This is a genomic window from Rothia endophytica (assembly GCF_928381505.1).
Taxonomy (GTDB): Bacteria; Actinomycetota; Actinomycetes; order Actinomycetales; family Micrococcaceae; genus Rothia; species Rothia endophytica_A.
Genome location: NZ_CAKMSJ010000021.1, coordinates 1 through 3,554, shown reverse-complemented (window position 1 = coordinate 3,554; position 3,554 = coordinate 1). Strand labels below are relative to the sequence as shown.

General features: G+C 52.9%; 4 protein-coding genes and 1 pseudogene. 3 read left to right on the top strand and 2 right to left on the bottom strand.

From position 1 onward, the window contains the following. Positions 1–75 (top strand): annotated as a pseudogene (locus tag L6990_RS11710) (IS6 family transposase); the annotation flags it as partial. 33 nt (positions 76–108) lie between these two features. Here L6990_RS11710 and L6990_RS11705 read toward each other — a convergent pair. Continuing rightward, positions 109–1,185 (bottom strand): DUF4158 domain-containing protein, encoded by a 1,077-nt coding sequence (locus L6990_RS11705; RefSeq protein ID WP_044501954.1) that lies wholly within the window; start codon positions 1,183–1,185, stop codon positions 109–111. A 125-nt stretch (positions 1,186–1,310) separates the two neighbouring features. Between L6990_RS11705 and L6990_RS11700 the strand changes: the two genes are divergently transcribed. Further along, positions 1,311–1,718: a recombinase family protein gene (locus tag L6990_RS11700; protein ID WP_012360777.1), complete on the top strand. Its 408-nt coding sequence runs from the start codon at positions 1,311–1,313 to the stop codon at positions 1,716–1,718. On the opposite strand, the gene L6990_RS11695 is transcribed toward L6990_RS11700, so the two are convergent. Further along, positions 1,664–2,368: an IS6-like element IS26 family transposase gene (locus L6990_RS11695; RefSeq protein WP_001067855.1), complete on the bottom strand. Its 705-nt coding sequence runs from the start codon at positions 2,366–2,368 to the stop codon at positions 1,664–1,666. The genes L6990_RS11700 and L6990_RS11695 overlap by 55 nt on opposite strands. A gap of 150 nt (positions 2,369–2,518) precedes the next feature. On the opposite strand from L6990_RS11695, the gene aph(3')-Ia reads away from it, so the two are divergent. Then, positions 2,519–3,334, top strand: a complete 816-nt coding sequence (aph(3')-Ia, locus tag L6990_RS11690; RefSeq protein ID WP_000018326.1) for an aminoglycoside O-phosphotransferase APH(3')-Ia — start codon at positions 2,519–2,521, stop codon at positions 3,332–3,334. Positions 3,335–3,554 lie beyond the last annotated feature (220 nt).

The window sequence follows — 3,554 nt, the reverse complement described above, 5'->3', positions numbered from 1 at the left end:
GGCCAGGCCTCAGCATTTTATTATGGTGATCCCCTGGGCGAAATGCGCCTGGTAAGCAGAGTTTTTGAAATGTAAGGCCTTTGAATAAGACAAAAGGCTGCCTCATCGCTAACTTTGCAACAGTGCCCTCGCGATGACATCGCCCAGCGGCTGGCCATCATCCTGTGCATCGACCAGGGCGCCCCCGATCTCGGCGAAGGATTTCAGGGTGTCACGCACCACCCCCGCTTCGTCTGCGACCTTTGCATGGCAAATACGCTCCGAAGCACGGTAGAGACGGCCGACGATCCGGTCGTGGGTTTCGACCACTGCGTCGGCCAACATCGCCTGCCATTCCGAGACGCAAACAGCCAAGATCGCAAGCCGCCTGTCCTCCGGGAGATCGCGCATGCCGTCGGCATAATACCGTTCACCCTGCCTGCGCAGACGAGTCACCCGATGGGCAGGAACGCCGGCAAGCAGATCCTCGGGGAGATCGATGCGTTGCAGATATTCGAGCCGGTCGAGCAGCCGGTTGGCCGACGAAGAGTTCGAGCCAGGCTCGAACTGGCGCAGCCACACAAAACGGGTCACCCGATCATCAGCCGTCTCCTCGAGCAATGCCAGCAACTGTTCTCGGATCGACATAGGCAGCCGACTGGCGATCCTCGTCTCGATGCGTCGCTCGGCATCGACGAGAGCCGCGGCACAAAGCCGCTCGATCGTGGATGTCGCGGGAAGGACAGTGCGGGTGCGTCGGCACTCGGCTACGAAGCGACGGGCGATATCCTCGTTCGACACCGCCATCTCGGCTTCTCGGAACAACCATTCCTTCAGCTCGCTCGCACCACGTCCGGAGAAGGTGCGGAAGCCGTAGAGCCCCCGTAACTCGGCAAGATGCTCGTGCCGTGTTTCCTCGCGGGCAGCATAGTCTACGAGATCGTCGGCACCCAGGCCAAGCTGCGCTCCGATAAATTCGATGACCTCTGCAGGGATCAGTTCGCCTGGAGCCAGCACCCGGCCGGGATAGCGCAGGACACACAATTGCAGGGCGAAGCCGAACCTGTTGTGAGCGCGCCGACGCAGCCTGATATGCCCAAGGTCTTCATCACTCAGCGTATAGTGCTTGAGCAAATCCGTCTGTGAAGTCGGCAAGCGCAACAGCGCGTCTTTCTGCCGATCGGTTAGAGTGACGCGACGCGGCATACATGTTCCTTTTTCAAAATCTGATAGCGTTCAAGACGCTTTGTTTATGAAGCTGGTTGAGATACATTTCCAGAGGTCAATGCAATCGTGGCCGAAGCGCCGCCTCAAACCAACGTTTGTGATACATGCTGATCGGATATGCCCGCGTCTCCAAAGCCGATGGCTCGCAGTCTCTCGACCTGCAGCACGACGCCTTGCGCGCCGCAGGTGTCGAACGGGACAATATCTATGATGATCTTGCTTCCGGCGGTCGTGATGATCGCCCTGGCTTGACTGCCTGCCTCAAGTCATTGCGTGACGGCGATGTGCTGGTGGTCTGGAAGCTCGATCGCCTCGGACGATCGCTTGCCCATCTGGTCAACACGGTGAAGGAGCTGTCAGACCGCAAGATCGGCCTGCGGGTTCTGACTGGAAAGGGCGCTCAGAGGCACTGTTGCAAAGTTAGCGATGAGGCAGCCTTTTGTCTTATTCAAAGGCCTTACATTTCAAAAACTCTGCTTACCAGGCGCATTTCGCCCAGGGGATCACCATAATAAAATGCTGAGGCCTGGCCTTTGCGTAGTGCACGCATCACCTCAATACCTTTGATGGTGGCGTAAGCCGTCTTCATGGATTTAAATCCCAGCGTGGCGCCGATTATCCGTTTCAGTTTGCCATGATCGCATTCAATCACGTTGTTCCGGTACTTAATCTGTCGGTGTTCAACGTCAGACGGGCACCGGCCTTCGCGTTTGAGCAGAGCAAGCGCGCGACCATAGGCGGGCGCTTTATCCGTGTTGATGAATCGTGGGATCTGCCACTTCTTCACGTTGTTGAGGATTTTACCCAGAAACCGGTATGCAGCTTTGCTGTTACGACGGGAGGAGAGATAAAAATCGACAGTGCGGCCCCGGCTGTCGACGGCCCGGTACAGATACGCCCAGCGGCCATTGACCTTCACGTAGGTTTCATCCATGTGCCACGGGCAAAGATCGGAAGGGTTACGCCAGTACCAGCGCAGCCGTTTTTCCATTTCAGGCGCATAACGCTGAACCCAGCGGTAAATCGTGGAGTGATCGACATTCACTCCGCGTTCAGCCAGCATCTCCTGCAGCTCACGGTAACTGATGCCGTATTTGCAGTACCAGCGTACGGCCCACAGAATGATGTCACGCTGAAAATGCCGGCCTTTGAATGGGTTCATGTGCAGCTCCATCAGCAAAAGGGGATGATAAGTTTATCACCACCGACTATTTGCAACAGTGCCAACCCATGTTATATTGCACAAGATAAAAATATATCATCATGAACAATAAAACTGTCTGCTTACATAAACAGTAATACAAGGGGTGTTATGAGCCATATTCAACGGGAAACGTCTTGCTCGAGGCCGCGATTAAATTCCAACCTGGATGCTGATTTATATGGGTATAGATGGGCTCGCGATAATGTCGGGCAATCAGGTGCGACAATCTATCGATTGTATGGGAAGCCCAATGCGCCAGAGTTGTTTCTGAAACATGGCAAAGGTAGCGTTGCCAATGATGTTACAGATGAGATGGTCAGACTAAACTGGCTGACGGCATTTATGCCTCTTCCGACCATCAAGCATTTTATCCGTACTCCTGATGATGCATGGTTACTCACCACTGCGATCCCCGGGAAAACAGCATTCCAGGTATTAGAAGAATATCCTGATTCAGGTGAAAATATTGTTGATGCGCTGGCAGTGTTCCTGCGCCGGTTGCATTCGATTCCTGTTTGTAATTGTCCTTTTAACAGCGATCGCGTATTTCGTCTCGCTCAGGCGCAATCACGAATGAATAACGGTTTGGTTGATGCTAGTGATTTTGATGACGAGCGTAATGGCTGGCCTGTTGAACAAGTCTGGAAAGAAATGCATAAGCTTTTGCCATTCTCACCGGATTCAGTCGTCACTCATGGTGATTTCTCACTTGATAACCTTATTTTTGACGAGGGGAAATTAATAGGTTGTATTGATGTTGGACGAGTCGGAATCGCAGACCGATACCAGGATCTTGCCATCCTATGGAACTGCCTCGGTGAGTTTTCTCCTTCATTACAGAAACGGCTTTTTCAAAAATATGGTATTGATAATCCTGATATGAATAAATTGCAGTTTCATTTGATGCTCGATGAGTTTTTCTGATAGTTAGTCTTTGTAGAGACACAAACCTGAAATTCCGGACACCGCGCTTCAGGACATCTCCCTGGACGCCGATATCTGGCAGTATCCGGACGGGGCACTGTTGCAAATAGTCGGTGGTGATAAACTTATCATCCCCTTTTGCTGATGGAGCTGCACATGAACCCATTCAAAGGCCGGCATTTTCAGCGTGACATCATTCTGTGGGCCGTACGCTGGTACT